Origin of the sequence: Streptomyces clavifer (assembly GCF_036345975.1) — a bacterium.
GTDB lineage: Bacteria > Actinomycetota > Actinomycetes > Streptomycetales > Streptomycetaceae > Streptomyces > Streptomyces clavifer.
Genome location: NZ_CP107793.1, coordinates 4,608,309 through 4,634,197, shown reverse-complemented (window position 1 = coordinate 4,634,197; position 25,889 = coordinate 4,608,309). Strand labels below are relative to the sequence as shown.

The 25,889-nt window shown below is 72.5% G+C and carries 23 protein-coding genes; 7 read left to right on the top strand and 16 right to left on the bottom strand.

Annotated features, from left to right (window positions below; all coding sequences use genetic code 11):
• The first annotated feature begins 44 nt into the window (after positions 1-44).
• Positions 45-803 (top strand): decaprenylphospho-beta-D-erythro-pentofuranosid-2-ulose 2-reductase, encoded by a 759-nt coding sequence (locus OG927_RS20355; protein WP_056796285.1) that lies wholly within the window; start codon positions 45-47, stop codon positions 801-803.
• 31 nt (positions 804-834) lie between these two features.
• On the opposite strand, the gene OG927_RS20350 is transcribed toward OG927_RS20355, so the two are convergent.
• Together OG927_RS20350 and trpS are read right to left on the bottom strand one after the other, a co-directional pair.
• Positions 835-1,425, bottom strand: a complete 591-nt coding sequence (locus OG927_RS20350; RefSeq protein ID WP_056796286.1) for a 2'-5' RNA ligase family protein — start codon at positions 1,423-1,425, stop codon at positions 835-837.
• Positions 1,426-1,526: 101 nt separating this feature from the next.
• Positions 1,527-2,540: a tryptophan--tRNA ligase gene (trpS, locus tag OG927_RS20345; RefSeq protein ID WP_056796290.1), complete on the bottom strand. Its 1,014-nt coding sequence runs from the start codon at positions 2,538-2,540 to the stop codon at positions 1,527-1,529.
• A 224-nt stretch (positions 2,541-2,764) separates the two neighbouring features.
• On the opposite strand from trpS, the gene rocD reads away from it, so the two are divergent.
• Positions 2,765-3,970, top strand: a complete 1,206-nt coding sequence (gene rocD, locus OG927_RS20340) for an ornithine--oxo-acid transaminase (RefSeq protein WP_330320585.1) — start codon at positions 2,765-2,767, stop codon at positions 3,968-3,970.
• 42 nt (positions 3,971-4,012) lie between these two features.
• Here the strand turns inward: rocD and OG927_RS20335 are convergent, their stop codons facing one another.
• From OG927_RS20335 to pdxR, 3 genes are all read right to left on the bottom strand, one after another.
• Positions 4,013-5,200 carry a glutathionylspermidine synthase family protein gene (locus OG927_RS20335; RefSeq protein ID WP_056796297.1) on the bottom strand — a complete coding sequence of 396 codons (1,188 nt, stop codon included), beginning with the start codon at positions 5,198-5,200 and terminating at the stop codon, positions 4,013-4,015.
• Between the two features lie 6 nt (positions 5,201-5,206).
• Positions 5,207-5,482: a hypothetical protein gene (locus tag OG927_RS20330; RefSeq protein ID WP_056796299.1), complete on the bottom strand. Its 276-nt coding sequence runs from the start codon at positions 5,480-5,482 to the stop codon at positions 5,207-5,209.
• A gap of 134 nt (positions 5,483-5,616) precedes the next feature.
• On the bottom strand, positions 5,617-7,011 hold the full coding sequence (gene pdxR / locus OG927_RS20325; RefSeq protein ID WP_056796307.1) for a MocR-like pyridoxine biosynthesis transcription factor PdxR: 1,395 nt from the start codon (positions 7,009-7,011) through the stop codon (positions 5,617-5,619).
• Positions 7,012-7,058: 47 nt separating this feature from the next.
• Here pdxR and OG927_RS20320 point away from each other — a divergent pair, with 47 nt between their 5' ends.
• A complete protein-coding gene (locus tag OG927_RS20320) occupies positions 7,059-7,565 on the top strand; it encodes a carboxymuconolactone decarboxylase family protein (protein WP_056796309.1) in 507 nt (168 codons plus the stop codon).
• Between the two features lie 55 nt (positions 7,566-7,620).
• Positions 7,621-8,358, top strand: coding sequence for an isocitrate lyase/PEP mutase family protein (locus tag OG927_RS20315; protein WP_209469871.1), 738 nt, complete (start codon positions 7,621-7,623; stop codon positions 8,356-8,358).
• A gap of 67 nt (positions 8,359-8,425) precedes the next feature.
• Here OG927_RS20315 and OG927_RS20310 read toward each other — a convergent pair whose 3' ends face one another.
• The 4 genes from OG927_RS20310 to OG927_RS20295 all read right to left on the bottom strand — a co-directional run bounded on the left by OG927_RS20310 (position 8,426) and on the right by OG927_RS20295 (position 12,566).
• Entirely contained in the window at positions 8,426-9,415 is a 990-nt protein-coding gene (locus OG927_RS20310; protein WP_056796315.1) for a malate dehydrogenase, read from the bottom strand.
• A gap of 176 nt (positions 9,416-9,591) precedes the next feature.
• A complete protein-coding gene (locus OG927_RS20305; protein ID WP_330320584.1) occupies positions 9,592-10,617 on the bottom strand; it encodes a helix-turn-helix domain-containing protein in 1,026 nt (341 codons plus the stop codon).
• Positions 10,618-11,100: 483 nt separating this feature from the next.
• Positions 11,101-11,667: a DUF3017 domain-containing protein gene (locus tag OG927_RS20300; protein WP_056796320.1), complete on the bottom strand. Its 567-nt coding sequence runs from the start codon at positions 11,665-11,667 to the stop codon at positions 11,101-11,103.
• 20 nt (positions 11,668-11,687) lie between these two features.
• Complete coding sequence (locus OG927_RS20295) at positions 11,688-12,566, bottom strand: bifunctional methylenetetrahydrofolate dehydrogenase/methenyltetrahydrofolate cyclohydrolase (RefSeq protein WP_056796321.1); 879 nt, start codon at positions 12,564-12,566, stop codon at positions 11,688-11,690.
• Positions 12,567-12,802: 236 nt separating this feature from the next.
• Here OG927_RS20295 and OG927_RS20290 point away from each other — a divergent pair, with 236 nt between their 5' ends.
• The gene (locus tag OG927_RS20290; protein WP_330320583.1) at positions 12,803-13,402 is read left to right on the top strand and encodes a hypothetical protein; all 600 of its coding nucleotides are present in this window, start codon (positions 12,803-12,805) and stop codon (positions 13,400-13,402) included.
• A 54-nt stretch (positions 13,403-13,456) separates the two neighbouring features.
• Here OG927_RS20290 and OG927_RS20285 read toward each other — a convergent pair whose 3' ends face one another.
• The 3 genes from OG927_RS20285 to purN form a co-directional block, all read right to left on the bottom strand.
• Positions 13,457-14,941: a DUF2079 domain-containing protein gene (locus OG927_RS20285; RefSeq protein WP_330320582.1), complete on the bottom strand. Its 1,485-nt coding sequence runs from the start codon at positions 14,939-14,941 to the stop codon at positions 13,457-13,459.
• Between the two features lie 211 nt (positions 14,942-15,152).
• Complete coding sequence (gene purH, locus OG927_RS20280) at positions 15,153-16,706, bottom strand: bifunctional phosphoribosylaminoimidazolecarboxamide formyltransferase/IMP cyclohydrolase (protein ID WP_056796331.1); 1,554 nt, start codon at positions 16,704-16,706, stop codon at positions 15,153-15,155.
• The gene (gene purN / locus OG927_RS20275) at positions 16,693-17,349 is read right to left on the bottom strand and encodes a phosphoribosylglycinamide formyltransferase (RefSeq protein ID WP_056796334.1); all 657 of its coding nucleotides are present in this window, start codon (positions 17,347-17,349) and stop codon (positions 16,693-16,695) included. Before purN ends, purH begins: the two co-directional genes overlap by 14 nt.
• Positions 17,350-17,587: 238 nt before the next feature.
• On the opposite strand from purN, the gene OG927_RS20270 reads away from it, so the two are divergent.
• Positions 17,588-18,535 carry a hypothetical protein gene (locus OG927_RS20270; protein WP_209469873.1) on the top strand — a complete coding sequence of 316 codons (948 nt, stop codon included), beginning with the start codon at positions 17,588-17,590 and terminating at the stop codon, positions 18,533-18,535.
• Between the two features lie 80 nt (positions 18,536-18,615).
• Here OG927_RS20270 and OG927_RS20265 read toward each other — a convergent pair whose 3' ends face one another.
• Positions 18,616-20,583: a cell division protein PerM gene (locus OG927_RS20265; RefSeq protein WP_330321336.1), complete on the bottom strand. Its 1,968-nt coding sequence runs from the start codon at positions 20,581-20,583 to the stop codon at positions 18,616-18,618.
• 143 nt (positions 20,584-20,726) lie between these two features.
• Between OG927_RS20265 and OG927_RS20260 the strand changes: the two genes are divergently transcribed.
• Entirely contained in the window at positions 20,727-21,965 is a 1,239-nt protein-coding gene (locus OG927_RS20260; RefSeq protein WP_330320581.1) for a sigma factor-like helix-turn-helix DNA-binding protein, read from the top strand.
• 109 nt (positions 21,966-22,074) lie between these two features.
• On the opposite strand, the gene sucD is transcribed toward OG927_RS20260, so the two are convergent.
• From sucD to OG927_RS20245, 3 genes are all read right to left on the bottom strand, one after another.
• On the bottom strand, positions 22,075-22,959 hold the full coding sequence (sucD, locus tag OG927_RS20255; protein WP_056796344.1) for a succinate--CoA ligase subunit alpha: 885 nt from the start codon (positions 22,957-22,959) through the stop codon (positions 22,075-22,077).
• 21 nt (positions 22,960-22,980) lie between these two features.
• Positions 22,981-24,162: an ADP-forming succinate--CoA ligase subunit beta gene (gene sucC / locus OG927_RS20250; protein ID WP_056796348.1), complete on the bottom strand. Its 1,182-nt coding sequence runs from the start codon at positions 24,160-24,162 to the stop codon at positions 22,981-22,983.
• A 556-nt stretch (positions 24,163-24,718) separates the two neighbouring features.
• A complete protein-coding gene (locus tag OG927_RS20245) occupies positions 24,719-25,882 on the bottom strand; it encodes a VWA domain-containing protein (protein WP_330320580.1) in 1,164 nt (387 codons plus the stop codon).
• Between the last annotated feature and the right edge of the window lie 7 nt (positions 25,883-25,889).

Below are 25,889 nucleotides of genomic sequence, written 5' to 3'. Positions count from 1 at the left end.
CTCCGCCCGACCGCCCGCCCCGTCATCCCCACTAGGAGTTCCCTGTGAAGGACGCCTTCGGTGCCCCGCAGTCCCTGCTCGTCCTCGGCGGCACCTCGGAGATCGGTCTGGCCACGGCGCGCCGGCTGATCGCCCGCCGCACACGCGCGGTCAGGCTGGCCGGACGGCCCTCCCCCGCCCTGGAGCGGGCCGCCGCCGAGCTGCGCGAGCTGGGCGCCGACGTCCGTACCGTCGCCTTCGACGCGCTCGACTCCGGATCGCACGAGGAGGTGCTCGGAAAGCTCTTCGCCGAGGGCGACATCGACATGGTGCTGCTGGCGTTCGGCATCCTGGGCGACCAGGCGCGGGACGAGGAGGAGCCGCTCTCCGCGGTCCGGGTCGCGCAGACCAACTACACGGGGGCGGTGTCCGCCGGCCTCGTGTGCGCGGGCGCACTCCAGGCGCAGGGCCACGGCTCGCTGGTGGTGCTCTCCTCGGTGGCGGGTGAGCGCGCCCGGCGGGCCGACTTCATCTACGGCTCCAGCAAGGCGGGCCTGGACGCCTTCGCGCAGGGGCTCGGGGACGCACTGCACGGGACCGGGGTGCACGTCATGGTCGTGCGCCCGGGCTTCGTACGCTCCAGGATGACGGCGGGGCGCGAGGAGGCGCCGCTCGCGACGACCCCGGGCGCGGTCGCGGACGCGATCGTGACGGGCCTGCGGCGGCGCTCGGAGACGGTGTGGGTGCCCGGTGCCCTGCGGGTCGTGATGTCGGCCCTGCGGCACGTGCCGCGCCCGCTGTTCCGGCGGCTGCCGGTGCGGTAGCACCCGGTGGGGTCGCAGCAGCGGGGGTCGGTCAGGACTGCAGGGACGGCTGGTCGAGGGAGCAGCCGCCCTGGACGGGCACGGCGGGTGTCCCGCCGCCCGCCCGGAACGGGAACTCGTTGATCTTGCGCCAGACGCTGTCCGCGCCCTGCTCGTAGAGCGCGAAGGAACCGCAGGTCCACGCCGCCTCGTACGAGGAGAGCTCCTCGTACGCGCGGTCCATCGCCTCCTCGGCGATGCCGTGCGCCACGGTCACGTGCGGGTGGTACGGGAACTGGAGCTCGCGGACCAGGGGGCCCGAGGCCTCCCGGACCCGCTTCTGGAGCCAGGAACAGGCCGAGGCGCCCTCGACGACCTGGACGAAGACGACCGGGGACAGCGGCCGGAAGGTGCCTGTCCCGGACAGCCGCATCGGGAAGGGCCGGGCGGCCGTGGCGATCTGGGCGAGGTGCGCCCCGATCGCCGGCAGGTCCGCCGACCGGGCCTCGGTCGGCGGGAGAAGGGTGACATGGGTGGGAATGCCGTACGCGGCAGGGTCCCCGAAGCTCGCGCGCCGCTCCTGGAGCAGGCTGCCGTAGGGCTCCGGGACCGCGATCGAAACGCCGAGCGTTACGGTCCCCACGTCGTTCTCCTCAATCGTCGATGGCCGGTTTCCGGTCGGCCGACAGTCGTGCCGACGCCAGTGTGACCCCTGGGACCATGATCTCGCCAGGGTCCTTGGACTCAGTGCTTCGCGGGCAGAAGTCCCATGCGGTCGTAGGTCTGCGCCAGTGTCTCCGCCGCGACGGCCCTGGCCTTCTCCGCTCCCTTGGCCAGGAGGGAGTCCAGCGTCTCCGGATCGTCCAGGTATTCCTGCGTACGGGTGCGGAAGGGAGTGACGAACTCCACCATGACCTCGGCGAGGTCGGTCTTGAGCGCGCCGTACCCCTGACCCTCGTACTTCTGCTCCAGATCGGCGACGGCGGTGCCGGTGAGGGTGGAGTAGATGCCCAGGAGGTTGCTGACGCCGGGCTTCTTCTCCGGGTCGAAGCGGATCACGGTGTCCGTGTCGGTGACCGCGCTCCTGACCTTCTTGGCGGTGGCCTTCGGGTCGTCCAGGAGGTTGACGAGGCCCTTCGGCGTGGAGGCCGACTTGCTCATCTTGACCGCCGGGTCCTGGAGGTCGAAGATCTTGCCCGTCTCCTTGAGGATGTACGGCGCCGGGACGGTGAACGTCTGTCCGTAGCGGCCGTTGAAGCGCTCGGCGAGATCACGCGTGAGCTCGATGTGCTGGCGCTGGTCCTCGCCCACCGGGACCTGGTCGGCCTGGTAGAGCAGGATGTCGGCGACCTGCAGCACCGGGTAGGTGAAGAGGCCCACGGTCGCGCGGTCGGCGCCCTGCTTGGCGGACTTGTCCTTGAACTGCGTCATGCGGGAGGCCTCGCCGAAACCGGTGAGGCAGTTCATGATCCAGCCGAGCTGGGCGTGTTCGGGGACGTGGCTCTGGACGAAGAGCGTGCAGCGCTCGGGGTCGAGACCGGCGGCCAGCAGCTGGGCGACGGCGAGCCGGGTGTTCGCCCGCAGCTCCGCGGGGTCCTGCGGAACGGTGATCGCGTGCAGGTCCACGACCATGTAGAAGGCGTCGTGGGACTCCTGCAGCGCCACCCACTGGCGGACCGCGCCGAGGTAGTTGCCGAGGTGGAACGAGCCTGCGGTGGGCTGGATTCCGGAGAGCACGCGGGGTCGATCAGAGGCCATGGCCCCATTGTCTCAGGTGCGGAGGGGATCTCCGGCAACCGGTGCGTCGAAGACCGGGGGCGCACGGATGCCCGGTCGTCCAGGCACCGCGGCGGGCAGAACGGAAACCGCCGCGGGGGCGCACGAGGGGCGCGCCGCGCGGGCGGAGGTTTCCCCGTCCGTGCCGCGACCGACGATACAAAGTGGGCACACCCCGCCCCTGCCGCACGACGAACGGAGATCCCGTGTCGACCACGGAGAACGCCATCGCCTCCGCCGAGGCGCACAGCGCGCACAACTACCACCCGTTGCCGGTCGTCGTCGCCTCGGCGGACGGCGCCTGGATGACCGATGTCGAGGGCCGCAGGTACCTGGACATGCTCGCCGGATACTCGGCGCTCAACTTCGGCCACGGCAACCGGCGTCTGATCGACGCGGCCAGGGCCCAGCTGGAGCGCGTCACGCTGACCTCGCGCGCCTTCCACCACGACCGGTTCGCCGACTTCTGCGCGCAGCTGGCCGAGCTGTGCGGCATGGAGATGGTCCTGCCCATGAACACCGGGGCGGAGGCGGTGGAGACGGCGGTGAAGACCGCGCGCAAGTGGGGCTACCGCGTCAAGGGCGTCCCGGACGGCATGGCCAAGATCATCGTCGCCGCGGACAACTTCCACGGCAGGACCACCACCATCATCAGCTTCTCCACGGATCCGGAGGCGCGGGCCGACTTCGGTCCGTACACGCCGGGCTTCGAGATCGTGCCGTACGGGGACCTGACCGCGCTCGCCGCCGCGATGACCGAGAACACCGTGGCGGTCCTGATGGAGCCGATCCAGGGCGAGGCAGGGGTGATCGTGCCGCCGGCGGGCTATCTCGCCGGGGTGCGGGAGCTGACCCGGGAGCGGAACGTGCTGTTCGTGGCGGACGAGATCCAGTCGGGGCTCGGCCGCACGGGCAGGACCTTCGCGCTGGAGCACGAGGGCGTCGTCCCCGACATGTACGTGCTGGGGAAGGCGCTCGGCGGCGGTGTCGTGCCGGTGTCGGCCGTGGTCTCGTCGGCCGCGGTGCTGGGCGTCCACCGCCCCGGCGAGCACGGATCCACGTTCGGCGGGAATCCGCTGGCGTGCGCCGTGGCGCTGGAGGTGATCGCGATGCTCCGCAGCGGTGAGTTCCAGCAGCGCGCGGCGGAGCTGGGCGACCACCTGCACCGCGAGCTGGGGCTGCTGGCCGGCGGCGGCGCGGTGCGTGCCGTACGGGGCCGGGGGCTGTGGGCCGGGGTCGACATCGCGCCGGAGCTCGGGACCGGCCGGGAGATCTCGGAGAGGCTGATGGAGCGCGGTGTGCTGGTCAAGGACACCCATGGCTCCACGATCCGGATCGCCCCTCCGCTGGTGATCAGCAAGGAGGACCTGGACTGGGGCCTGGACCAGCTCCGCGGCGTCCTGGCCGGCTGAGCCCCGCCCGGGACCGGGCCGGAGCCCCGCCCCGGACCGGGGTCAGAGGATGACGTGGGGCAGGAAGCGGGCGTACTCGTCCGTGACCGGCCCCGCCGATTCCCGGATGCCGAGCCCGGCCGCCTCGCTCTCGACCACCCAGGCGCCGAGCACGACGCGGTTGCCCGAGAAGTCGGGGAGCGGTGCCAGTTCCTGGTAGCAGCACGGTTCGTCGCGCGGCGCCGGTGCGCTGCCCGGCTCGTGGAGCGTGACCCCGGCGCCCTCCCGGCCGAGCAGCGGCTTGGCCACCCAGCCCGCTCCGCCCTCGGCGGCCAGTTCCCTGGGGCCGTCGAGGTAGGCGGGCAGCAGATTGGGGTGCCCCGGATACAGCTCCCACAGGATGGCCAGCAGGGCCTTGTTGGAGAGCAGCATCTTCCAGGCGGGCTCGATCCAGCAGGTGGTGCCCGTGCCGCCCCCGTTGTCGAGGGTGTCCAGGACGTGCGGCCCGAACCGGTCGGTCGTCAGCCACTCCCACGGGTAGAGCTTGAAGCAGCTGCGGATGAAGCGGAGCCTCTCGTCGACGAACCGGCCGGCCAGCCGGTCCCAGCCGATCTTCTCGACGGAGAGCGCCCGGGTGTCGATCCCGGCCTGCGCCGCGGTCTCACGGAGGTAGGCGACGGTCATCAGGTCCTCGCCCAGCTCGTCGCCGTCGGAGTGCGCGAAGTGCAGGGGCCCCGGCGGCAGCAGCGCCGCCTGCCGCTTCCAGGCGTCGACCAGGCGTTCGTGCAGGGAGTTCCACTGGTCGGCGCCGGGGAAGCGCTCCTCCATCCAGAACCACTGGGGGCTGGCGGCCTCCACCAGCGAGGTGGGGGTGTCGGCGTTGTACTCCAGCATCTTCGCCGGGCCGCTGCCGTCGTAGCGCAGGTCGAACCGGCCGTACAAGGAGGGGAGCTCGTCGCGTCTGCGCCAGGACTCGGCTATCAGCCCCGCCAGCCGGCGGTCGGTGATGCCCAGGGCGGCGAAGCGGTCGTGGTCGACGATGTGCGCGGCCGCGGCCAGGCACATCGCGTGGAGCTCCTCCACGACCTCTTCCAGCGCCTCGACCTCGGGCAGCGAGAAGACGTAGTAGGCACTCTCGTCCCAGTAGGGGCGCAGCGACCCGTCCGGGTAGCGGGTCAGGGGGTAGATCAGCCCCTGTTCCTCGACGGTCTCCTGCCAGCCGGGACGCGGCTCGGTGGTGCGGCGCTCCACGACGTCTCAGCCGCCGCTGGACTTGGAGGAACCGAATCCGCCGCTCTCGACCGCGGACTTGTTGAAACTGCCCCCGGACACACGGTTGTTGTGGCTGCTGCCCCCGTAGTAGTAGGAACCGCTGCCGCTGCTGTCCTCGCACTCGTAGCTCGGCAGGATCTCCTGGGTCACCCGGTCGACGCACCGCTCGTCCGGTTCCGATCCGCATGCGGTGAGCGTTGCCGCGAGTACTCCCATGCCGCCGAGCACGACGGTGCCCGACCTCAGCCTGCGCCTGTCCATGTTCTGCTCTCCCCCGTCGTACCGCGAGACACCGGCTGCCAGTCGGCCACCGAGCTTCCCGTCAGATTAGATGGCTGGCCGTCCTGGCTGGAACCCGGTGTGCACGTCGCCCTCGCACGTGCGGGCGTCCGGGCCTACGGCAACACCCTGCAGAGCGCGTCCAGGGCTCCCGCCCATCCGCTCTCGGACGGGGAACCGTAGCCGATCACCAGCCCGTCGCGGCCGTGCGCGTCGGGGTGCCGGAAGCCCGAGAGGCCCTGCAGGGCGAGCCCCTGCCGGGCCGCGGCCTGGACGACCGGCTGTTCGGTGCCCTCGGGGAGTTCGAGCACGACGTGCAGCCCCGCAGCGATACCACTGACCCTGATGTCCGGCGCCCGCTCGGCGAGTGCCCCGACGAGCTGGTCCCGGCGGCGCCGGTAGCGCAGCCTCATGGAGCGCACGTGCCGGTCGTACGCCCCCGACGCGATGAACTCCGCGAGGGTGAGCTGGTCCAGCACCCCGGACGTCCAGTCGGTGCCGCCCTTCGCCGCGTTCAACTCCCCCACCAGCCCGTAGGGCAGAACCATCCAGCCCAGTCTCAGGGCGGGCGCCAGCGACTTGCTGGTCGTCCCCAGGTAGACGACGCGTTCCGGATCGAGTGCCTGCAGCGCACCCACCGGCTGCCGGTCGTAGCGGAACTCCCCGTCGTAGTCGTCCTCCAGGACCAGTCCCTCCGCGGACCGCGCCCAGTCGATCACCGCGGTCCGCCGCCCGGCGTGGAGGGGGACACCGGTCGGGAACTGGTGCGCGGGGGTCAGCAGCACCGCGCCCACGCCCCGCATCCCGCCCAGCTCCCCGGTCACGGCCCCGAGCCCGTCCACGGGCAGGCAGGGGGTGCGCAACCCGGTCCCGGCCAGCAGGTTCCGGTGGATGTCGAGGCCGTACGACTCGACGGCGGCCTCCCGCACCCGGCGCTGCCGCAGCACCTTCCCCATCAGCGTCAGCCCGTGGACGAACCCGGAGCAGATCACGATGCGCCCGGGATCCGCGTACACCCCGCGCGCCCGCGCCAGGTACTCCGCCAGGACGGTGCGCAGCTCGACGCGGCCCTGCGGACCGGCGTACCCGAAGGACTCGTCGGGGGCGGCTGCGAGGGCGCGCCGGGCGGCCTTGAGCCATTCCGTGCGGGGGAACGACGAGAGGTCCGGCGATCCGGACACCAGGTTGTGGGCGGGCCGTCCCGTCTGCCGGGGCCGGGACGCCCGAACGGCCGGCGCGGGCGCGGCCGCCCGCCGGGCGACCCTCGTCCCCGAGCCCTGCCGCGCGGTGAGCCAGCCCTCGGCGACCAGCTCGGCGTAGGCGTCGGCGACGGTGTTGCGCGCGACCCCGAGATCGGCGGCGAGCGTCCGTGACGAGGGAAGTCTGGTGCCGGGGGCCAGCCGTCCCGTGCGAACCGCTTCCCTGAGCGCGTCCATCAGCCCGCTGCGCAGCCCCGGGCCGACGGGTTCGAGGTGCAGGTCGGCGCCGAAAGCGGCCCAGGAATCCGTCATGGAAATGGACCATACCGGTGCGCCACCCGAGCCGTAGCGTCTGAGTCATGACGACCCACCAGCACACATCCGCCGCCCACGCCCCCGAGCACCCCGCCCGCCTCGCGTGGGCCCAGCTCGCTCCCGACGTCTACAAGGCCATGGTCCGGCTGGACATGGCCTCCTGCAAAGGTCTGGACCCCACGCTGCGCGAGCTGGTGAAGGTCCGCGCCTCGCAGCTCAACCGCTGCGCCCTCTGCCTGGACATGCACACCAAGGACGCGCTGGCCGCGGGCGAGTCCGTCGAGCGGATCATCCAGCTCGACGCCTGGGAGGAGTCGCGGCACTTCTACACGGAGCGGGAGCTCGCGGCGATCGAGCTGACGGAGGCCGTGACGGTCCTGACCGACGGCTTCGTGCCCGACGAGGTGTACGCCAACGCCGCCAAGCACTTCGAGGAGGCGGAGCTCGCCCAACTGATCGCCGCCATCACCGTGATCAACGCGTGGAACCGCTTCGGCGTGGCCACCCGTCAGGTGCCCGGTCACTACACGCCCGGCGACATCAAGCACTGAGGGCACGGCCCGCTCCCCGCAGTCCCCCCGCCCGCCCGCCCTTCCCGGAGCGCCGATGAACGAGCCCGTGTCCGTCTTCCGCGCACTGCACCACGGCCGCCCTCCCGGCGACCCCCTGGTCCTGCCGGGCCCGTGGGACGCCGCGAGTGCCCGCGCCTTCGAGGACGCGGGTTTCCCGGCACTGGCGACACCGAGCGCCGGGGTGGCGGCCTCCCTCGGCCACGAGGACGGGCACACGCCCGCCGCCGAGATGTTCGCGGCGGTGGCCCGGATCACCCGGGCCGTGTCCGTACCCGTGTCGGCCGACGTGGAGGGCGGGTACGGGCTGGCCGCGGAGGAGCTGGTGGAGCGCCTCCTGGAAGCCGGTGCGGTGGGCTGCAATCTGGAGGACTCGGCCGGCGGCGTCCTCCTCGAAGCCCGGCGGCAGGCGGACCGGCTCGCCGGGGTGCGGGCCGCGGCGGGCGGGCGCCTCTTCGTCAACGCCCGCGTCGACACGTACATCCGGGGCGTCCCGGCCGGTACGGACGTGGTCGGCGAGACGCTCGTGCGCGCCCGGCTGTACGCGGCCGCCGGCGCGGACTGCGTCTACCCGATCGCAGCCCCGGCGGGCGACCTGCCCCGGCTGGCCGCCGCCGTGCCCGTCCCGCTCAACGCCAACGGCACACCCGACGGGCCGTCCGACGCCCGCCGGCTGGGCGCGCTGGGCGCGGCCCGGGTCACCTTCGGCCCGCTGCTGCAGCGACGGGCCGCGGACGCCGTGCGCGGGCTCGCCGAACGGCTGCGGGGCGCCTGAGCCCGTACGGCGAAGGGGCGCCCCGGGCAGCGTGTGCTGCCCGGGGCGCCCCTTCGGACGTGACGGATCAGATCAGGCCGAGCTCGCGGACCGCGTCGCGCTCCTCGGTGAGCTCCTGCACCGACGCGTCGATGCGCGCACGGGAGAAGGCGTTGATGTCCAGGCCCTGCACGATCTCGTACTTCCCGTCCTTCGTGGTGACCGGGAAGGAGGAGATGATGCCCTCGGGGACGCCGTAGGAGCCGTCCGACGGGATGCCCATCGAGGTCCAGTCGCCCTCGGCGGTCCCGTTGACCCAGGTGTGCACGTGGTCGATGGCCGCGTTGGCGGCCGAGGCCGCCGAGGAGGCGCCCCGCGCCTCGATGATCGCGGCGCCGCGCTTGGCGACGGTCGGGATGAAGGTGTCGGCCAGCCACACCTCGTCGTTGACGACCTCGGCGGCGTTCTTGCCGGCGACCTCCGCGTGGAAGATGTCCGGGTACTGCGTCGCCGAGTGGTTGCCCCAGATGGTCAGCCGCTTGATGTCGGAGACCGCGGCACCGGTCTTGGCCGCCAGCTGCGAGATCGCGCGGTTGTGGTCCAGGCGGGTCATCGCGGTGAAGCGCTCCGCCGGTACGTCCGGGGCGGCGGCCTGCGCGATGAGCGCGTTGGTGTTGGCCGGGTTGCCGACGACGAGGACCTTGATGTCGTCCGCGGCGTTGTCGTTGATGGCCTTGCCCTGCGGCTTGAAGATGCCGCCGTTGGCGGAGAGCAGGTCCCCGCGCTCCATGCCCTTCGTACGCGGGCGGGCGCCGACCAGGAGGGCGACGTTCGCACCGGCGAAGCCGACGTTGGCGTCGTCCGTGATCTCGATGTTGCGCAGCAGCGGGAAGGCGCAGTCGTCGAGCTCCATCGCGGTGCCTTCGGCGGCCTTCAGACCCTGCGGGATCTCGAGGAGTCGCAGGTTGACCGGCACGTCCGGGCCGAGCAGGTGGCCGGAGGCGATGCGGAAGAGCAGCGCGTAGCCGATCTGGCCGGCTGCGCCGGTCACGGTGACATTCACGGGAGTGCGGGTCATGGCGATCTCCGTTAGACAGCTGGCGGTGGGGGTCCCTGCCCCTGGTGTGGGATACCTCTGAATCTTGACGTGAAGAGATATCCAGCGGTCAGGCTATCCGACCCGCACCTTCCCGGCCGCCCGCCCCCCTGTGGGACCGCACACAGCCGGTCACGCAGCGCATGCGGGGCCGCCCCTCACCCGGGCCCGGTGCAGCCGGTCGCCCCGGCGGCGAGGGTCGCGCAGGCCTTCGCGTCGGACGCCTTCCGCACGGCGACCATCGGCGTGTAGGCGTCCGCGTCGGCGTCCACCGTGCCGTCCTGCCCGGAACGTCCCGCGCTGATCCGCACGGTGTCGCCCGGGGCCGCCTGTGTGATGCGCGCCCACGCGGCCCCGCACGTCCTGCTGTAGCGGACCTCGACCGGAGTGGAGCCGACCGTGGCCCTGGCGACCGTGTCGGCGGACTGTCCGCCGCACCCCATGGCTTCGGGGTCCCGTCCGGTGCACGAGGCGCCGCTGCACCCGACCCCGGCAGGCAGCTCCCGCGCACCGGTGCCCGGACCCCCGGACGGGGACGCCACGGCCTTCCCGCCGCCGTTCCCGCCCAGGTCGGTGAGCAGCACCGCCGCGGCTATCACCAGGAGCGCGCCGACGACGCCCACGAGGAACATCGTCAGCGTGCGACGGCCGCCGCCCGCCCCCTCGGGCCGGTCCGGCCGCGGCGTCCCCGGAGCGCGGCCCTGCGGCCCTCGCGGAGCGGTCCCGCGCTGGACGGGTACGGACGGCGGGCGCCCCCCGGCACGCACCTCGTCCGCGGGTCCGGCGACGGTGGAGACGCCCGCGACCCCCGGGCGGCCGCTCCCGCCACCGGCCGCGGTGGCGCCGGTCTCGCCGAGTGCCGCGCGGGCCTGGGAGATCCGGACGGCCTCCATCGTCGTGTCGTGGCGCATCTCGGAGCGGCTCCAGGCGCGCTCGGCCAGCTCCCACATGGTCGTCAGGTGGTTCGGATGGGTGCCGGTCACTTCGGCGAGCGCGACGATCGCCCCCTTGGGGGCGAGCAGCCTGCCGTTCAGATAGCGCTCCCACGATGTCCTGCTGTAGCCCGTACGGTCGGCGACCGCGGCCGGGCTGAGCCCGCTGCGGTCGACCAGTCTGCGTAACTGGCCGGCGAACTCCCGCACCTGCGGGTCGAGTTCCTCCGGCAGCGTCTTCCAACGAGGCATTGCTTCCCCCAGTCGATTCCTCCGGTCGTGCCCCGGAGCGCCCGTCCCCCGGCACCGGGCCCTGCCGGCACCGTCCGGACCTGTGCCACCTCGCGGCCGTCCCGGACTACCCGGAAGGATGCGCGCAGGCGGGGTGTCAGTTCCGGACAAAGGGGTGCACGGGTGCACAAGGCAGTACCGCGCGCCCCGTCGAGCGCCGTACACGCCGGTCGTCGCACATCGTCGCCAAGCGATCACACGATGGCGGAATGGTCACTTCCGTGCCACAGGCGCGGGGCACCCCTTGATCGAGGCACCTCATGTACATGACGCTGGAGGCAGGACGGGGCAAGGCCGCTCAAGTCGCCTCATACGGGGCTTCTCGCACCGGTGCGCCCCGTCCGGTGTCCGTCCCTTCTCGGGGGAGGGGACGGACACCGTTCCTCAGGGCCCCATCGACGGCGGGGCGGCGTCCGCCCGGGAGCCGGGGGCGGGCGGGCGGGCCTAGCGGATCGTGAAGTGGACGATGTCCTGCAGGATCGGGACGTAGAGCCACGGCTTGGGCTGCGCCATCAGCGCCAGCAGCACGATCAGCGAGCCCATGAGGCCGTACGTGACGAGATCGGTGAACCGGGACCGCACGGCCAGCATGCCGACGGAGGGGACCACCCAGCGGAGCACCGCTCCGACGAGGAGGGCCACGCCGATCAGCATCGCCCCGATCCGGAAGGCCTCGGCGAACGGGTCGGTCCCCACGAGCAGCAGCCCGGCCCCCGCGGTGCAGAGCACCGTGAGCAGCGGCCACTGCCGTGCGGGGGCGGGCGCGTCCCCCGGCGCCGCCCGGCCGCCGCCCTCCGGGCGGGCGGTGTCGTGGGTCAGCGAGAAACGGCGCGACGGCGCCCTCGTCGAGCCGCCGCCCTCACCCGACTCGGCCGGCTCGTCGGCCGTACCGTCGGCCGCACGGGCCGCGCCGGTGACGGCCGTCTCCTCGGGCCCGCCGGCGGCGGGCCCGGCATCCTCGGCTCCACCGGGGGCGTGCGAACCGTCCGCCGGACTCGTACCAGCACCCATGGTGTTCCTTCCGGTCCCGGTCAGCCGGCAGCTGGGGCAGAGGCCGCGGCGACGGCGAGCTCGGCCGCCTCGACCACGTTGACCAGGAGCTGGGCACGGGTCATGGGGCCGACGCCCCCGGGGTTGGGCGCGACCCAGGCGGCCACCTCGGCCACACCGGGGTGCACATCGCCGACGATCTTCCCGTTCTCGTCCCGGCTGACGCCGACGTCGAGCACGGCCGCGCCCGGCTTCACGTCCTCGGGCTTGATCAGGTGGGCGACTCCGGCTGCGGCCACGATGATGTCGGCCTGGCGCAGGTGCGCCGAGAGGTCACGGGTACCGGTGTGGCACTGGGTGACGGTGGCGTTCTCGGACTTGCGGGTCAGCAGCAGCGGAAGGGGCCGGCCGATGGTGACTCCGCGGCCGACGACGACCACGTGCGCGCCGTTGATCTCCACGCCGTGGCGGCGGAGCAGGGTGACGACTCCCTGCGGGGTGCAGGGCAGCGGGCCCGACTCGTTCAGTACGAGCTTGCCCAGGCTCATCGGGTGCAGGCCGTCGGCGTCCTTGGCCGGGTCCATCAGTTCCAGGACGCGGTTGGTGTCGATCCCCTTGGGGAGGGGGAGCTGCACGATGTAACCGGTGCACTCGGGGTCGGCGTTGAGCTCCCGTACGACGTCCTCGATCTCCTCCTGGGTGGCGGTCTCGGGGAGTTCACGCTGGATGGAGCCCATCCCGACCTCGGCGCAGTCGCGGTGCTTGCCGTTCACGTACCACCGGCTGCCCGGATCGTCGCCGACGAGCAGGGTCCCCAGGCCGGGTGTGACTCCCCGCGCCTTGAGAGCCGCCACGCGGACGGTCAGATCGGACTTGATCGCAGCTGCGGTGGCCTTGCCATCGAGAATCTGGGCAGTCATGACTCCTATCCTCGCGGATGACCCCGCCCGCATACCAATTGCGGGGTCCCACGCGGACGCTTGGTTGCACTTGCACAACACATCGGCGAATCGGCTGGACAGAAAGCCGACGTCACGGCGACGATGAGGCGCGCAGTACCGCGGACAGTGTCGGGGGGACCAGCCGTTCAGATTGCGCAGCATTCCTCCGCCCGGGCCGCGTCGTCCCCGCACATCCGCAACGGAGGAAGACCGCCATGAGCTTCGGCGACCCCAACAACCCCTACGGCCAGCAGCAGGGCGGGCAGCAGCCGGGCTACGGCTATCCGCAGCAGACCCCGCAGGGCGTCCCGCAGCAGGGCTACGGCTACCCGCAGGCACCGCCCGTCCAGGGCGGATACGGCTACCCGGGCGCCCCCACCGAGATGCCCGGCGGAGTGAAGGCCGCGCGCGTCATGCTCTTCGTCATCGCCGGCTTCCAGGTCCTCGGAGCCGTCTTCGCGGCCTTCGTCGCCTTCGCCATCGGGAAGGCCAAGGACGATCCGACGCTGAGGGACGACATCCAGTTCCAGGAGGTGGCCAACTGGTCCAACGGCGCGGCGTGGGCCACCGTCCTGGTCATCCTGGCCTGGGGCGTCTTCGCCCTGGTGCTGGGCCTCAAGCTCTCCAAGGGCGGCAACGGCGTCCGCATCACCACGATCGTGTTCGGCATCGTCACGGCCCTGCTGGGCATCTACCCGTTCATCCTCATCCTGGTGGGCCTCGTCTACACCGTGCTGGCCGTCCTCGTCACCGTCTTCGTGGCGAAGTCCGACGGCGGTGCCTGGTTCAACCGGCAGCAGCAGGCGCAGTACTGACCGGCGCGTACGCGCCCGTCGCGTGAGGGCCGTGCACCCGCGGGTGTGCGGCCCTCAGCCCTTTCCGGGCGCCGGCGTCGTCCGCTCCATCACGACGAAGGACCCCGCCCGGTGCGTGAGCCGGTAGCGCGCCTCGGGGTGGAGCTGCTCGGCGTACTCCACCGGGTCGTCGATCGGCCTCGACCAGCCGAAGTCCAGGTTGATCGCGACGACGTCGGGCGCCGCGCCCGGGGCTCCGCCGACCCAGTAGACCGTGCGGTCACCGGTCAGGTGCGCCATCAGCGTGATGTCGGTCTCCACTCGCGCACCCACGGGGATGGCGTCCAGCGCCGATCGGGCCGCCTCGGTGCGCGCGTCGGCCCTGTACGTCTCCGGGCGCAGCAGCTCGCGGAGCGGAAGGTGCTGGGTGAGGGTCACGGCGATCGCGGTGGCGACGGGGACGGCGACGTTCGCGTAGGAGACGAGCCAGGGCCGTTTCGAGGCGCGGCTGCGGCGGACGCCGTCGGCCATGGCCAGGAAGACCACCGGCATGAGGATCGCGCTGTAGTGCCAGACCATGCCCCAGTGGTTGGAGTCCTGGGACAGCAGACGCCAGCCGAGCGTGGGCACGACGAGCAGGATCAGCGGGGAACGCAGCGCCATGAAGGCGGTGATGCCGACCAGGAAGACCAGCATCTCCACCTTGACGGAGGAGCCGAGCGCGCCCAGGACGGAGTCGAGCAGGGAGACCTCCTGCTCGCCGTTCCTCTCGATCTTCTTCCAGTAGTCGTACGACCCCGCGCTGCTGGCCGCCGGTATGAGGACGAGGACCGTCAGCGCGAACGCGAACACCCCGAAGGCCGCCAGCAGGAAGCCCTGGACCCGCCGGCCCCGGAGGGCGAGGAGGGCGCCGACGGCCGCGACGGTGACACCGAGGTCCTCCTTGATCAGGACCAGGGGCAGCGCCCAGAGGACGACGGCCCGCGGGCGCTCCAGGAGGAGGGCCCGGCACACGAGGGCGATCAGCGGGACGGCGAGGGCTATCTCGTGGAAGTCGGCCTTCACCGCTTCCTGGAGTCCCCAGGAGAGTCCGTACGCGACCGTGACGCAGAGACCGGAACGGCCGCCCAGGAGCTGCTGGGCGGTGCGCCCGACGATGACGGCGGAGACGGCGAACAGGGCGGCCTGCGCGAAGAGCAGGGCGACGGCCGACGGCCAGATCCAGTAGAGGGGGACGAGGAGCGCGACCAGCGGGCTGAAGTGGTCGCCGAGTATCAGATAGCCGGGGCCCTTGATGTCGACGACCGGGGCGTTGAACCCGGCGTACGCGCGGACCTCCTGCTCGAAGATCCCCAGGTCCCAGGAGGGCGACTGGAAGTGGCTGTACCGCAGGTAGGCGTAGAGGAAGTAGAGCGCGCAGAGGAGGGCGGCGACGATCAGGTACGGGCGCAGCGGTGCCGGGTGCAGCGGGCCGGCGGCCTTCTCCGGCTTCCTGTCCCCGTCCTCGTCCCCTGGGACGTCTCCGGGCGTCTGTGTCTCGCTCTTGTTCAGCTCAAGCAACGATGCCCCCGCAACGGATCGCTCACTGGTCACTGCCGGCCGCGCCGATCCCGCAGGCTGCGGCCGCCCGGCAAAGGCCATTCATTAGAACAGAGGGACGACCGGATTCCGTACGCCGGGACGCGCCGCAGGCCGCACCCGGAGCGGATGCGGCCTGCGGCGGAGCACGGTGGGTCCTCGGTGGATCGCCCACCGGGTGCCCGGCGGGACCTCAGTGGAAGAAGTGACGCGTTCCGGTGAAGTACATGGTCACGCCCGCCTTCTTCGCGGCCTCGATGACGAGCTCGTCGCGGACCGAGCCGCCCGGCTGGGCCACGGCCCTGATACCGGCGGCGGTGAGGATCTCCAGGCCGTCGGGGAAGGGGAAGAACGCGTCCGACGCGGCGTACGCACCGCGCGCCCGCTCCTCGCCGGCCCGCTCGACGGCGAGCTTGGCCGAGTCGACGCGGTTGACCTGGCCCATGCCGACGCCCACGGAGGCACCGTCCTTGGCCAGCAGGATCGCGTTGGACTTGACCGCGCGACAGGCCTTCCACGCGAAGGCGAGCTCCCTGAGCTCGTCCGCGGAGAGCGCCTCACCCGTGGCGAGGGTCCAGTTGGCCGGGTCGTCGCCCTCGGCCTGGAGCCGGTCGGTGACCTGGAGGAGCGCGCCCCCGTCGACCGGCTTGACCTCGACCGTGGAGGCCGGGGCGTCGGGGCAGCGGAGCACCCGGATGTTCTTCTTGCGGGCGAGGACCTCGACCGCGCCGTCCTCGTACGCCGGGGCGACGATGACCTCGGTGAAGATCTCCGCGACCTGCTCGGCCATCTCGACGGTCACCGGACGGTTCACGGCGATGACACCACCGAACGCCGACAGCGGGTCGCAGGCGTGGGCGTTGCGGTGTGCCTCGGCGACGTCGCCCGCGATCGCGATGCCGCACGGGTTGGCGTGCTTGATGATCGCGACGCACGGCTCGGTGTGGTCGTACGCGGCACGGCGTGCGGCGTCGGTGTCCGTGTAGTTGTTGTAGGACATCTCCTTGCCGTGCAGCTGCTCGGCCTCGGCGAGGCCGCCGGTGCCGGAGGTGTAGAGCGCGGCGGGCTGGTGCGGGTTCTCGCCGTAGCGCAGGACGTTCTTGCGCACGAAGGTCGCACCGGAGAAGTCGGGGAAGCCCGAGTCGTCGGCGGGGGCGTAGCCGTCGGCGAACCAGGAGGCGACGGCCACGTCGTACGCGGCGGTGTGCTGGAAGGCCTCGGCGGCGAGCCGCTTGCGGGCGGTCAGGTCGAAGCCGCCGGCCTTGACCGCGGCCAGGACGTCGGCGTAGCGCTCGGGGCTCGTCACGACGGCCACGGACGGGTGGTTCTTGGCGGCGGCGCGGACCATCGACGGACCGCCGATGTCGATCTGCTCCACGCACTCGTCGTCGGAGGCGCCGGAGGCGACGGTCTCCTTGAACGGGTACAGGTTGACGACCACGAGGTCGAACGGCTCCACGCCGAGCTCGGCGAGCTGCTCGCGGTGGGCGTCCAGGCGCAGGTCGGCGAGGATGCCGGCGTGCACCCGGGGGTGCAGCGTCTTCACACGGCCGTCGAGGCACTCGGGGAAGCCGGTGAGCTCCTCGACCTTGGTGACCGGCACTCCGGCGGCTGCGATCCTCCCGGCGGTGGAGCCGGTGGAGACCAGCTCGACACCGGCCTCGTGCAGACCGCGGGCGAGGTCTTCGAGCCCTGTCTTGTCGTAGACACTGACCAGGGCGCGGCGGATGGGCTTATTCACCGACATGACCGAGATGAACCTTTCGTCCCTCAATGCGATAGCCGTCGCGGGCGAGCCGCCCTACGGCCTCGACGAGCAGCTTGCGCTCGACTTCCTTGATGCGTTCGTGGAGAGCGGCTTCGCCCTCCGCCGTGTCCTCTTCGGTCACCTCGACCACGCCCTGCGCGATGATCGGACCGGTGTCGACGCCGTCGTCGACGAAGTGGACGGTGCACCCGGTGACCTTCACGCCGTAGGCGAGGGCGTCACGCACCCCGTGGGCACCGGGAAAGCTGGGCAGCAGGGCGGGGTGGGTGTTGACGATCCGGCCGCCGAACCCGGCGAGGAAGTCCTTGCCCACGATCTTCATGAATCCCGCGGACACGACGAGGTCCGGGCGGTGCTCCGCCACGGCGGCGGTCAGCGCGGCGTCCCACTCCGGACGGCTCGCGTACGCGCCGAGCCTGCACACGAAGGTGGGGAGCCCGGCACGCTCGGCACGCTCGAGTCCGCCGGTGCCGTCGCGGTCGGCACCGACCGCGACGACCTGGGCACCGTAGTGCTCGGGGTCGTCACCGATCGCGTCGAGCAGCGCTTGCAGATTCGTGCCGGAGCCGGAGACCAGCACGACCAGACGGGCCGGAGCGGTGGAGGGGGGCGGGGAGGCCACAGCGGGGCCCTTTCTCGCGTGGTAAGGCAGGTGCGACGTACCGAGGATGCGTTTGTATGGTCGTACGAAAGAAACTCGCCCCGCGATACGGGGAACTCTACGAACGGGCCGACCGTCAGCAACGATACCGGCACACCCGGCGGCCCCCACGGGACGGGGGCGCGGCCGGGAGGTAGCGTCAGGTGACAGGCAACCGTCCTCAGGGCGGACATGACGAGATGGGGAAGACGTTCACCACATGCCGGACCGCCGCCGCACCGCCTTTGGCCACCCACTGCCCGAGCGGACATCCGCGCTGATGCGGGAACGCCGGCCCTCGTCGCCGGACTCCTCCTCGTCGGGTTCCTCCTCGGACTCGGGTTCCTCGCCCGCGTCGGGGCCCTCCTCCGCCTCGGGGTCCTCCTCCGCCTCCGGGTCCGCCCCCGCGCCCACGGACGACAATCCGTTCGCCGCGCCGCCCGAGGACCGGCCCGACCAGCCGTGGCAGCCCCGCCACCCGTCCCCCGGCGCGGGGGACCAGGGCAACGGGGACGGCGGTGACGGCCCGTCCGACGACCGCCCCGCCTGGGGCAGTCAGTGGAGCGACCACCAGCCGGGCCGGCAGAACGGCGGCTTCGGCAGCCGCTCCGGCGGTACCGGCGGGCAGGGTGGCAAGGGCGGACCCGCAGGCGGTTCCGGCGGAATGCGCTGGGACCCCACCGACCCTGCTCAGCGGCGCGCCCGCTACGCGGTGCTGGGCGGTATGTGGGCGTTCTTCTTCGCTCTCTTCGACTTCCAGGAGATCGCCCTGCTCCTCGGCGCCCTCGCCGTGTACTGGTCGATCAGCGCCCTGCGCACGGGGCCGCGGAAGGCCGGGGTGTCCGACGCGGCGACGTCCGGCGGGGCCCAGGACCGCACCCCGGCGGCCGCAGCGGTGTCCGGGACGGCTCCGGGTGGTACGGGCGCCGCCCCCGGCCCGGCCTCCGGCTCCGGACAGATCAGCCGTCGGCAGCAGACGACGGCGGCCGTGAGCGGCCTGGTGACCGCGCTCCTCGCGCTGACGATCGTCGCCACCAGCTACACGGTCGAGCTGGTCTACCGCGACTACTACACCTGCGTGAACGACTCCCTCACCAAGACGGGCGCCCTGGCCTGCAACGATCTGCTGCCCGATCCGCTCGAGCCCCTCTTCGGCGTGAAGAAGTAGTCCCGGGAGGGACAGTCGGCCGACGGCCTTCCGGCCGGGTTCAGGTGCCCTCGGGCATCCCGAACCCGGCCGGGCCCCGTTCAGGGGGTGGAGCCGGTCCGGGGGACGGGGCCGGGAGCGGAGTGCTTCGTGGGTACGGGGCCGGTCTCAGGAGTGGGACCCGGTTCGGGAACGGGGCCCGTTTCCGGTGCGGGGCCGAGGTCCGGAAGGGTGCCGGGGGCGGGATCGGGTGCGGGACCGGGGCCGGGGCGGGGACCGGGTTCTGCTTCGGCGCCGGGGGCGAGAACGGGATCGAGGTCGGCCTCGGGGGCGGGTGCGGGTGCGGGGCCTTCCCGGGGGCCGGGTCCGGAGTCCTTCGTGGGTACGGGGCCGGGGGCAGGACCGGGGTCCGCCCTGTGATCAGGACCGGGGCCGGTGCCGGGATCGGCCTTCGGGCCGGGGTCCGCCTCGGGGCCGGGAACCGGACCGGGCCATGAGACGGTGTCCCGGTCTGCGGGGACGTCCGCCATCAAGCCGCCGGAAACCTTCCGGAGCGAGGCCCACCGGGCCTTCCTCGCACCGTCCTCGTGCCACGGGTCGGCCGACAGGAACTCGTACGGCTCCGCCGCCCCCTCCTCCGGCTCGTGCCGGCCGGACACCGCCCGGGCCCTCCGCCGCTCCTCCTTCGCCGCCCTCTTCTCCGCTCTCTTCCGCTCCTTCCTCGCCGCCCTCTCCTCGGTCGGCGTCCCGGTCTTCCCCACGGCCCGCTTCCCGGCCGGCGCCTCGGCCAGGTCCGCGGCCAGGTCCCGCCGCCAGCGCCATGGGTTCTCCCGCAGTCTCCACGCCCTGAGCAGCAGCGCCGCCGGGACACCGATCAGGGCCGTCCAGGCGAGCGCGGCAGGGCCCACCAGCCACCACACCGGGCCGAACTCCGCCAGTGCCCCCGTACCCAGCGGGCCGCCCGACGCCGCCGCGAGCACCGCCGCACCCGCACCGCAGCCCATGGCCGCGAGCATCGCCACCAGCGCCGTCACACCGAACCTCCAGGCGCCCCGCCGTTCCCCCCGGACGGGCGCCGCCCCCTGTGCGGTGAAGCGGGCGACGGCCAGGCCGGCGGCGACGGGCACTGCCACGGCCGCCCAGTTCGCCATCGTCCCCGGGCCCTGCGCCGGGACGGCGTGGAGCAACGGGAAGTCCGGCAGGGCGGGCCGCCCGGTGAAGGCCAGGGGGGTGACCGTGGAGGCCGTACCGAGGGCGAAGCCGGGCCCGAGCCCGTAGGCGGCCCCCCACATGGCCGCGTTCGGCACGAGCGCCAGCGCCAGCAGCAGGACGGCGACCCGGCCCGCCCAGTGTCCCGACAGCGCCAGGAACGACTCCTGCGTCGGACCCGCGTGCCACACCAGTGCCACGGCGACGAGCAGCGCCCCGCCACCCAGCAGCACCACCACCCCCGCCGTCGCCGCCCGGAGGGCCGTCTCCGCCGCGTCCCTGAAGCGGGCTCGGGCAGCGGCCTCCTGCACGGCGAGCGGCGCCCAGGCCAGCAGTGGACCCAGCGGGTGCCCGTGCGCCGCCCAGACCCCGGCCGCCGCCGCACCGGTCACCACGACGGCGAGCGGGAAGGCGAGCGAGGTCCGCTCAGCCGGCAGCCAGCCGCCCTGCGCGTAGGCGGCAGCAGCCATCGCCACCAGCAGGTATCCGGCGCTCACCGCGCAGAACGCACCGATCGCCGAGTGCTCCCCCGACGGATCCTCGTCGCTCTCCGCGGAATCCCGGGCGGCGCGGTGCACCAGCCACACCGGCAGGATGACGAGCAGCAGCGGGACGGTCGCCACGGGGGCCGGATGTCCGCCGAGGGTGTCGGACCTGACGAGCTCGGCGCCGTGCGCGAGGAGCCAGAGCCCGGCCGCGACGTGCAGGGCGCCGCCCGGGCCACTGTCGGGGTACGGGGAGATGATCCACAGCACCACGACCAGCACGGCGAGCGAGCCCAGCCCGAGCCCCGCCGCGATCGCCCCGCGTGCAAACGCGGAGGCCAGTACGGCGGACCTGCTCCGGTCGGCCGGCAACATCGGGCTGCGCTCGGTCACTTGGGTCACCCGGCCATGCTGCCAACGACACGCGCTTATTTCGTGTAACGGGCGAACGGCCGCTGTGTCGCCCAATATACGTTTATGTACTTTTTCACCCATTGTGGTGCCGCCGAGGGCCGGGTATGACACGGAGAACCACCGGTCCGGCCGCCGCCCCCCTGCCCTCCCCCGAGGAGCGCCGCAGGCTGCGTGAGGCCAGAGCACTGAGTGAGGAGCAGGTGGCGGCGGCCGTGGGCGTCACGCCTGCCACCGTCCGCGCCTGGGAATCAGGGCGCACCAGCCCACGGGGACGCCGGCGCACGGCGTACGCCGGGCTGATCGGCGCCGACGCGTCCCGCGCCGCGGTGCGGGACGCCTCGCCCCCCTCCGTCGAAGCCACCGGGAGCGCCACGATGTCCCCGAACGAGCCCGACACCGGTGCCACCTCGGGCACCGGGACCACCGCCTCCGCACCGGCCGGGCCCTCCCCCGCCGCACCGGCAGCGACCTCCCCGCCACCGGGCGCGACCGCCCCTGCCGCCCCTCGGCCGGGGGCCCCGACGGCCGAGGAGGCGTTCGACGCTCTGTACACACACACCGCGCCCGCCCTCGTCTGTCAGACCTATGTGCTGACCGGGCGCCGGCAGCTGTCCCGGGAGGCCGTCGAGCACGCCTTCCAGCTCGCCTGGCACCGCTGGCCCGAGGTCGCCAGGGACCGCGACCCGGCCGGCTGGGTGCGGGCGGCCGCCCACGAGTACGCGATGTCCCCCTGGCACCGGCTGCGCCGCGCACACCGCCGGCCCGACACGCGCCCGGACGATCCGGGACGCCGTGCCCTCCTCGACGCGCTGCTGGAGCTGCCGCCCTCGTACCGTCGCACCCTGCTGCTCTACGACGGTGTGGGGCTGGACCTGCCGGAGACGGCGGCGGAGACCGAGGCGAGCACCCCCGCCGCGGCGAACCGGCTGATGAACGCACGGGCCGCGCTCGCCGAACGGATCCCCGAGCTGGCCGGTCCCACCTCGCCCGGTGAACAGTCCGCGCTGCTCCACGAGCGGCTCGGCACCCTGGCCCTGTCCGCGGTCGACCAGGAGCCCGCCCGGCCCCCGGCCCGGGCGGTCCGCCGGGGCAGCGAGCGCAGGGCCGAGCTCTGGACGCGGGCGGCGATCTGCTTCTGCGCGGTGCTGATCGGTACGACGGTGTTCACGCTGAAGACGACCCCCGCCCAGTACGAGCAGCCGCTGGCACCCGCCGAACGGGTGGGCGGCGTACCCCCGCGGGGCGGCCCGCAGCGGCTCACACCGCAGGATCTGAAGCTGCAGAAGGCACTGCGCGGCGAGCTCGCGCACGGTCCGGAACGCCTGGTGCCGCGGATCCCCTGACCGATGACGGCAACGGCGCGGGCCCGCACCCCCTGGATGAGGGGTGCGGGCCCGCGCCGTTGCCACGGGTGACGCGGTGCCGCGGCGGACGGGCCGCCACGGCGCGCGGTCAGCCGCCGAGGATCTCGCGCGCCAGCTTGGCGGTCTCGGTCGGCGTCTTGCCGACCTTCACGCCGGCGGCCTCGAGGGCCTCCTTCTTGGCGGCGGCCGTGCCGGAGGAGCCGGAGACGATGGCGCCGGCATGGCCCATGGTCTTGCCCTCGGGCGCGGTGAAGCCCGCGACGTAACCGACGACCGGCTTCGTCACGTTCTTCGCGATGTAGTCGGCCGCACGCTCCTCGGCGTCGCCGCCGATCTCGCCGATCATCACGATGAGGTCGGTGTCGGGGTCGGCCTCGAACGCCGCGAGGGCGTCGATGTGCGTCGTACCGATGACCGGGTCGCCACCGATGCCGACGGCGGACGAGAAGCCGATGTCACGGAGCTCGTACATCATCTGGTAGGTCAGCGTGCCGGACTTGGACACGAGACCGATACGGCCGGGCTTCGTGATGTCGCCCGGGATGATGCCCGCGTTGGACTGACCGGGGGTGATGAGACCCGGGCAGTTCGGGCCGATGATCCGGGTCTTGTTGCCCTTCGCGCCGGCATACGCCCAGAAGGCGGCCGAGTCGTGGACGGCGATGCCCTCGGTGATCACGACGGCGAGGGGGATCTCTGCGTCGATCGCCTCGATGACGGCGGCCTTCGAGAAGGCCGGCGGCACGAAGAGGACGGACACGTTCGCGCCGGTCTTCTCCATCGCCTCGGCGACGGAGCCGAAGACCGGTACCTCGGTGCCGTCGAAGTCGACGGTCGTGCCGGCCTTGCGCGGGTTCACGCCGCCGACGATGTTGGTGCCGTCGGCGAGCATGAGCTTGGTGTGCTTCATGCCCGTCGAGCCGGTCATCCCCTGGACGATGACCTTGCTGTCCTTGGTGAGGAAGATAGCCATGGTGGTCTGAGTCCCTCTTCCTTACTTCGCAGCCGCGGCGAGCTCGGCGGCCTTGTCGGCCGCGCCGTCCATGGTGTCCACGCGCTGCACCAGCGGGTGGTTGGCGTCGGAGAGGATCTTGCGACCCAGCTCCGCGTTGTTGCCGTCGAGGCGCACGACGAGCGGCTTGGTGACCGCTTCACCCTTGGTCTTGAGCAGCTCCAGCGCCTGGACGATGCCGTTGGCGACCTCGTCGCACGCGGTGATGCCACCGAAGACGTTGACGAAGACGGACTTGACGTCCGGGTCGCCGAGAATGATCTCGAGGCCGTTCGCCATGACCTCTGCGGAGGCGCCGCCACCGATGTCGAGGAAGTTGGCGGGCTTCACGTTGCCGTGGTTCTCACCGGCGTACGCGACGACGTCCAGGGTCGACATGACCAGACCGGCACCGTTACCGATGATGCCGACCTCGCCCTCGAGCTTGACGTAGTTGAGGTTCTTGGCCTTGGCGGCGGCCTCGAGGGGGTTGGCCGCGGCCTTGTCCTCGAGCGCCTCGTGGCCGGGCTGGCGGAAGTCGGCGTTCTCGTCGAGAGACACCTTTCCGTCCAGCGCCAGGATGCGGCCGTCCTTGGTCTTCACCAGCGGGTTGACCTCGACGAGGAGCGCGTCCTCGGCGACGAAGGTGTCCCACAGGGTCACCATGGCCTCGGCGACACCCTCGGCCACCTCGGCCGGGAACTTCGCCTGGGCCACGATCTCGCGGGCCTTCTCGATGTCCACGCCGTCGACGGCGTTGACCGGGACCTTCGCGAGGGCCTCGGGAGTCTTCTCCGCGACCTCCTCGATGTCCATGCCGCCCTGCACCGACGCCATGGCGAGGAAGGTGCGGTTGGTGCGGTCGAGGAGGTACGAGACGTAGTACTCCGCCTCGATCTCCGGGGACAGCTCGGCGATCATCACCTTGTGGACCGTGTGGCCCTTGATGTCCATGCCGAGGATGTCGGTCGCGCGAGCGACCGCCTCATCCGGGTCTGCCGCCAGCTTCACGCCGCCGGCCTTGCCTCGGCCACCGACCTTCACCTGCGCCTTGACGACGGACTTGCCGCCCAGCCGCTCGGTCGCCTCGCGGGCTGCCTCAGGCGTGTCAATGACTTCACCGGCCAGCACCGGTACACCGTGCTTGGCGAAGAGGTCCCTCGCCTGATACTCGAACAGGTCCACGCGCGTCCGTCCCTTTTAGTGGTCTCGCGGTTCGTTTTCTGCGTGGGCGTGCCGCGAGGGCAACGTGACTGCGCAGTCACTAGGGAGGCGCACACGGTGTCCGAGTACGCGGCATGTCCATCCGGCAGGTTATCCCCGCGCTCGGCCGGACCCTAAATTGCGGATAGCACCTGCGCGGTGATAACAGTCACAGACCGCGCTGGTGACCGGGGCGCGAGGGACAAAACGGAGTGCTCGCCGGGGCGCCCGGGCGGTTCCCGGGCCGGGAAGCGTGCCCCCCGGGTCGCGGCCGCCGGACGGTCGGAGCGGTGTCGGGCCGGTCGGGACCGTCGGTCTGCCCGTCCGGATCGGTGACGGCTCGTGCGCGACCGGCGCCGGCCCGCGTGACACCGGTGGCGACCCGGCGGGAGCGGGCCGGCTCGTACGGCACCGGTGGCCCGCGGGGCAGCGCTGGGCCGGTGACGGCCGTGTCGGCGCGGGGTGGGGCCGGCACGGGGTCGGCGCGGGTCCGGGCGGATCCGGCGGCAGGTGGTGGCCTCCGTAGGCGGCGGCCTCCTCAGGTGGTGGCCGGTATCGGCAGGGGCCGCTTCTCGATCGCGGCCGCCATGACCTCCGGGAAGAGGTCCGGCGTGCAGGCGAAGGCCGGTGCGCCGAGCGCCCCCAGCGCGGCCGCGTGCTCCCGGTCGTAGGCGGGCGCGCCCTCGTCGGAGAGGGCGAGCAGCGTCACGAACTGCACACCGGATGCCTTCATCGCGGCGGCCCGCTTGAGCATCTCGTCGCGGATGCCTCCCTCGTAGAGATCGCTGATGAGCACGACGACGGTGTCGGCGGGCCGGGTGATCTTCGACTGGCAGTAGGCGAGCGCGCGGTTGATGTCCGTACCGCCGCCGAGCCTGGTGCCGAACAGCACGTCGACCGGGTCGTCGAGCTGATCGGTGAGGTCGGCCACGGCCGTGTCGAAGACGACGAGCCGGGTCGTCAGGGTGCGCATGGACGCGAGCACCGCTCCGAAGACCGAGGCGTGGACGACGGAGGCCGCCATGGACCCGGACTGGTCGATGCAGAGGATGACGTCCTTCCGCACGGCCCGGTTCGCGCGCCCGTATCCGATGAGGCGCTCGGGGACGACCGTGCCGTGCTCGGGCAGGTAGTTCTTCAGGTTGGCCCGGATGGTGCGGTCCCAGTCGATGTCCCGGTGACGCGGTGCGCCGATACGGGCCGAGCGGTCCAGGGCTCCGGTGAGTGTCGCCCTGGTGCGGCTGGCCAGGCGCTTCTCCAGGTCGTCGACGACCTTGCGCACGACGGCCCGTGCGGTCTCCTTCGTCGTCTCCGGCATGGCCTTGTTGAGCGAGATCAGTGTGCCGACGAGATGTACGTCGGGCTCCACGGCTTCCAGCATCTCGGGCTCCAGCAGCAGGGCGGACAGCCCGAGGCGGTCGATCGCGTCACGCTGCATGACCTGGACGACGGAGCTCGGGAAGTACGTACGGATGTCGCCGAGCCAGCGGGCGACGGACGGGGCCGACGACCCGAGTCCCGCGGAGCGGTCGCCGCCGCCCCGGCCGCCCGGCTTCTTCCCGCCGCCGTACAGCGCGGTCAGCGCGCCGTCCATGGGGACGTCACGTCCGGTGAGTGTGTGCCCGGCGCTCTCTGCGGCGTCCGCGCCGAGCACCATGCGCCAGCGCCTGAGCCGCTCGTCGGCGGCCGGGGGCGTCGTCATCGTGTTC

Excerpts from the sequence above, each read along its gene's own strand:
- trpS (WP_056796290.1), bottom strand. The coding sequence starts at position 2,540 with ATGGCCTCTGATCGACCCCGCGTGCTCTCCGGAATCCAGCCCACCGCA.
- OG927_RS20330 (WP_056796299.1), bottom strand. The coding sequence starts at position 5,482 with ATGGACAGGCGCAGGCTGAGGTCGGGCACCGTCGTGCTCGGCGGCATG.
- pdxR (WP_056796307.1), bottom strand. The coding sequence starts at position 7,011 with ATGACGGATTCCTGGGCCGCTTTCGGCGCCGACCTGCACCTCGAACCC.
- OG927_RS20320 (WP_056796309.1), top strand. The coding sequence starts at position 7,059 with ATGACGACCCACCAGCACACATCCGCCGCCCACGCCCCCGAGCACCCC.
- OG927_RS20315 (WP_209469871.1), top strand. The coding sequence starts at position 7,621 with ATGAACGAGCCCGTGTCCGTCTTCCGCGCACTGCACCACGGCCGCCCT.
- OG927_RS20310 (WP_056796315.1), bottom strand. The coding sequence starts at position 9,415 with ATGACCCGCACTCCCGTGAATGTCACCGTGACCGGCGCAGCCGGCCAG.
- OG927_RS20305 (WP_330320584.1), bottom strand. The coding sequence starts at position 10,617 with ATGCCTCGTTGGAAGACGCTGCCGGAGGAACTCGACCCGCAGGTGCGG.
- OG927_RS20300 (WP_056796320.1), bottom strand. The coding sequence starts at position 11,667 with ATGGGTGCTGGTACGAGTCCGGCGGACGGTTCGCACGCCCCCGGTGGA.
- OG927_RS20295 (WP_056796321.1), bottom strand. The coding sequence starts at position 12,566 with ATGACTGCCCAGATTCTCGATGGCAAGGCCACCGCAGCTGCGATCAAG.
- OG927_RS20290 (WP_330320583.1), top strand. The coding sequence starts at position 12,803 with ATGAGCTTCGGCGACCCCAACAACCCCTACGGCCAGCAGCAGGGCGGG.
- purH (WP_056796331.1), bottom strand. The coding sequence starts at position 16,706 with ATGTCGGTGAATAAGCCCATCCGCCGCGCCCTGGTCAGTGTCTACGAC.
- OG927_RS20270 (WP_209469873.1), top strand. The coding sequence starts at position 17,588 with ATGCCGGACCGCCGCCGCACCGCCTTTGGCCACCCACTGCCCGAGCGG.
- OG927_RS20265 (WP_330321336.1), bottom strand. The coding sequence starts at position 20,583 with ATGTTGCCGGCCGACCGGAGCAGGTCCGCCGTACTGGCCTCCGCGTTT.
- OG927_RS20260 (WP_330320581.1), top strand. The coding sequence starts at position 20,727 with ATGACACGGAGAACCACCGGTCCGGCCGCCGCCCCCCTGCCCTCCCCC.
- sucD (WP_056796344.1), bottom strand. The coding sequence starts at position 22,959 with ATGGCTATCTTCCTCACCAAGGACAGCAAGGTCATCGTCCAGGGGATG.
- OG927_RS20245 (WP_330320580.1), bottom strand. The coding sequence starts at position 25,882 with ATGACGACGCCCCCGGCCGCCGACGAGCGGCTCAGGCGCTGGCGCATG.